The sequence below is a fragment of the uncultured Rhodoblastus sp. genome (assembly GCF_903903185.1).
GTDB lineage: Bacteria > Pseudomonadota > Alphaproteobacteria > Rhizobiales > Beijerinckiaceae > Rhodoblastus.
This window is the reverse complement of sequence record NZ_CAIUXT010000216.1, coordinates 1-4340: the sequence shown is the minus strand read 5'-3', so window position 1 is coordinate 4340 and position 4340 is coordinate 1. Positions and strand designations below refer to the sequence as shown.

Below are 4340 nucleotides of genomic sequence, written 5' to 3'. Positions count from 1 at the left end.
TTCTTGATGGCGCCGATGGCCGTCACCGGGCAGGAGGCGATCGGCTCGATGGGCGCGGACACCCCGATCTCGCCGCTGTCGTCCAAGTCGAAGCTGCTCTACACCTATTTCAAGCAGAATTTCGCACAGGTCACCAACCCGCCGATCGACCCGATCCGCGAGGAATTGGTGATGTCGCTGGTCTCCTTCATCGGCCCGCGCCCCAACATCCTTGATCACAAGGGAACCGCCGAGAAGAAGCGCCTGGAAGTCCGGCAGCCGATCCTCACCAATGCGGACCTCGAAAAGATTCGCTCCATCGGCCATGTCGAGGACGCCTTCGACACCAAGACGCTCGACATCACCTATCCCGTCGAACTCTCCGACCACGGCATGAAGTTCATGATCGATCGGCTGTGCGACCGCGCCGAACAGGCGGTCGTGGGCGGCTACAACATCATCGTGCTGTCGGATCGCATGGTCGGCCCGGACCGAATCCCGATTCCGTCGCTGCTCGCCACCGCCGCCGTGCATCACCACCTGATCCGCAAGGGCCTGCGCACCTCCGTCGGCCTCGTGGTCGAGACCGGCGACGCGCGCGAAGTGCATCATTTCGCGCTGCTCGCGGGCTATGGCGCCGAGGCGATCAATCCCTATCTCGCCTTCGAGACCCTCGCCGGCATGGCCGATGAATTCCCTCCCGAAGTGGACGGCGCCGAGGCGGTCAAGCGCTATATCAAGTCGATCGACAAGGGCCTGCTCAAGGTCATGTCGAAAATGGGCATTTCGACCTATCAATCCTATTGCGGCGCGCAGATTTTCGACGCCATCGGCCTGTCGAAGGAATTGGTCGACGCCTATTTCACCGGCACCGCGACGCCGATCGAGGGCGTCGGGCTCGACGAGATCGCGCGCGAGACGGTGGAGCGCCATCGCACCGCTTTCGGCGACGCGCCGATCTATCGCGACGCGCTCGACGTCGGCGGCGATTACGCCTTCCGCCTGCGCGGCGAAGCGCATAACTGGACGCCGGATACGGTGGCGCTGCTGCAACATGCGGTGCGCGGCAATTCCCTCGAAAAATACCGCGCCTACGCCAAATTGCTCAACGACCAGTCCGAGCGGCTTTTGACCATTCGCGGCCTGTTCCGCCTCAAGGACGCTTCCGAAGACGGGCGCCAGCCGGTTCCGCTCGAAGAGGTCGAGCCGGCGAAGGAAATCGTCAAGCGTTTCGCCACCGGCGCGATGTCGTTCGGCTCGATTTCGCGCGAGGCGCATACGACCATGGCCATCGCCATGAACCGGATCGGCGGCAAGTCGAACACCGGCGAGGGCGGCGAGGAGCCCGACCGTTTCAAACCCCTGCCCAATGGCGATTCGATGCGCTCGGCGATCAAGCAGGTGGCTTCGGGCCGCTTTGGCGTGACCACGGAATATCTCGTCAACTCCGACATGATGCAGATCAAGATGGCGCAAGGCGCCAAGCCCGGCGAGGGCGGGCAATTGCCCGGCCACAAGGTGGACGCCGTCGTCGCCAAGGTCCGGCATTCGACGCAGGGCGTCGGCCTGATTTCGCCGCCGCCGCATCACGACATCTATTCGATCGAGGATCTGGCGCAGCTCATCTACGACCTGAAAAACGTCAATCCGCGCGCGCAAGTCTCGGTCAAGCTGGTGTCGGAAGTCGGCGTCGGCACGGTCGCCGCCGGCGTCTCCAAGGGCCGCGCCGATCATGTCACCATTTCGGGTTTTGAAGGCGGCACCGGCGCTTCGCCGCTGACCTCGATCAAGCACGCCGGCTCGCCGTGGGAAATCGGCCTCGCCGAAACCCATCAGACGCTGGTGCTGAATCGCTTGCGCTCGCGCATCGCCGTGCAGGTCGATGGCGGCTTGCGCACCGGCCGCGACGTCGTCGTCGGCGCGCTGCTCGGGGCCGACGAATTCGGCTTCGCCACCGCGCCCCTGATCGCGGCGGGCTGCATCATGATGCGCAAGTGCCATCTCAACACCTGCCCCGTCGGCGTGGCGACGCAGGACCCGGTGCTGCGCAAGCGCTTCGTCGGCCTGCCCGAGCATGTCATCAATTTCTTCTTCTTCGTCGCCGAGGAAGCGCGCGAATATATGGCCAAGCTCGGCTTTCGCACCGTGGACGAAATGGTCGGCCAGATGCAGATGCTCGACCGCGAAAAGGCGATCTCGCACTGGAAGGCCAACGGGCTCGACTTCGCCAGATTGTTCCACAAGCCGCAGCCGCTCGACGGCCAGACCATCTATCATTCCGAGTTGCAGGATCATGCGCTCGACAAGACCCTCGACCGCGAAATGATCGCGCGGTCGGGCGCGGCGCTCGAGCGCGGCGCGCCGGTGCGGCTGGAAACGGCGATCCGCAGCGTCAACCGCACCTTCGGCGCCATGCTGTCGGGCGAAATCGCCCGACTCTACGGCCACGCCGGCCTTCCCGACGACACGATCCATGTGCGCGCCAGGGGCACCGCCGGCCAGAGTTTTGGCGCCTGGCTGGCCCATGGCGTGACGCTCGAACTCGAAGGCGAGGCCAACGACTATGTCGGCAAGGGCCTTTCGGGCGGGCGCATCGTCATCTACCCGCCGCGCGAGGCCACGCAGATCGTGCCGGAAAATTCGATCATCGTCGGCAACACCGTGCTCTATGGCGCGATTTCCGGCGAGGTCTATTTCCGCGGCGTCGCCGGCGAGCGCTTCGCCGTGCGTAATTCCGGGGCCATCGCGGTGGTCGAGGGCGTCGGCGACCATGGCTGCGAATATATGACCGGCGGCATTGTCGTCGTGCTCGGCAAGACCGGCCGCAATTTCGCGGCCGGCATGTCGGGCGGCATCGCCTATGTGCTCGACGACGACGCGGATTTCCAGGCCCGCTGCAACATGGCCATGGTCGATCTGGAGCCGGTGGAGGAGGAGGAAGACCTCAACCAGCGCATCAACCACCAGGGCGGCGATCTCGCCGGCCATGGCCGCGTCGATATCATGACCGACATGACGCGGTTCGACGCCGAACGCCTGCGCCAGCTGATCGAAAATCACTTGAAGTACACCTGCTCGTCGCGCGCCCGGGAAATTCTCGCCGACTGGGAACACTACAAGCCGAAGTTCCGCAAGGTCATGCCGGTCGAATATCGCCGCGCCCTGGCGGAGCTGATGACGCAGACCGAACAGCGGCCCGTGGCCGCCGCAGGGGAATGACATGGGAAAGGTGACGGGGTTCCTCGAAATCGACCGGCAGGATCGCAAATACAAGCCTGCCGCCGACCGCATCCGCCATTACCATGAATTCGTCATTCCGCTGTCGGAAGAGGCGACCCGCGATCAGGCGGCGCGCTGCATGAATTGCGGCATTCCGTTCTGCCATAACGGCTGCCCGGTCAATAACCAGATTCCCGACTGGAACGATCTGGTCTATCGCGGCGACTGGGAAAATGCTTCCCGCAACCTCCATTCGACCAATAATTTCCCCGAATTCACCGGCCGCATCTGCCCGGCGCCCTGCGAGGCGTCCTGCACGCTCAATCTCGAAGACACGCCGGTGACGATCAAGACCATCGAATGCGCGATTGTCGATCGCGCCTGGGAGAACGGCTGGATACGCCCCGAGCCGCCGACGACGCAATCGGGCAAGAAAGTCGCGGTGATCGGCTCCGGCCCGGCCGGTCTGGCGGGCGCCCAGCAATTGGCCCGCGCCGGCCACGAGGTCCATGTCTACGAGCGCAACGCCAAGGCCGGCGGCTTGCTGCGCTATGGCATTCCCGACTTCAAGATGGAAAAGGCGCTGATCGACCGCCGCGTCGCCCAAATGGAGGCGGAAGGCGTCGTCTTCCATTATGGCGTCAATGTCGGGGTCGATGTCTCGGGCGCGGAAATCGTCGCCGGCCATGACGCCGTGATCCTGACCGGCGGTTCGGAAAAGCCCCGCGACCTGCCGGTTCCCGGACGCGACCTCGCCGGCGTGCATTTCGCGATGGACTTTTTGCCGCAGCAGAACCGCCGCGTCTCGCGCGAGAATTTCACCGCCCATGAACCGATCCTCGCCGCCGGCAAGCATGTGGTGGTGATCGGCGGCGGCGACACCGGCTCCGATTGTATCGGCACGTCGGTGCGCCAGGGCGCGCTGTCGGTGGCGCAGCTCGAAATCATGCCCGAACCGCCGGCGCTCGAAGACAAGCTGACGACCTGGCCCTACTGGCCGCTCAAATTGCGTACCTCGTCGTCGCATCAGGAAGGCGCGGAGCGCGAATTCGCGGTGATGACCCGCGAAATTCTGGGCGACAATGGCGCGGTCAAGGCGCTGCGCTGCGTGCGCGTCGATGACAGGATGCAGGAAATCCCCG

General features: G+C 64.5%; 2 protein-coding genes. Both read left to right on the top strand.

The features are described 5' to 3' along the window. A partial coding sequence (gltB, locus tag QZY01_RS18945) for a glutamate synthase large subunit (protein WP_294540302.1) occupies positions 1–3198 on the top strand: 3198 nt, incomplete at its 5' end. 1 nt (position 3199) lies between these two features. After that, the coding region (locus tag QZY01_RS18940) for a glutamate synthase subunit beta (RefSeq protein WP_294540299.1) at positions 3200–4340 on the top strand (1141 nt) is incomplete at its 3' end.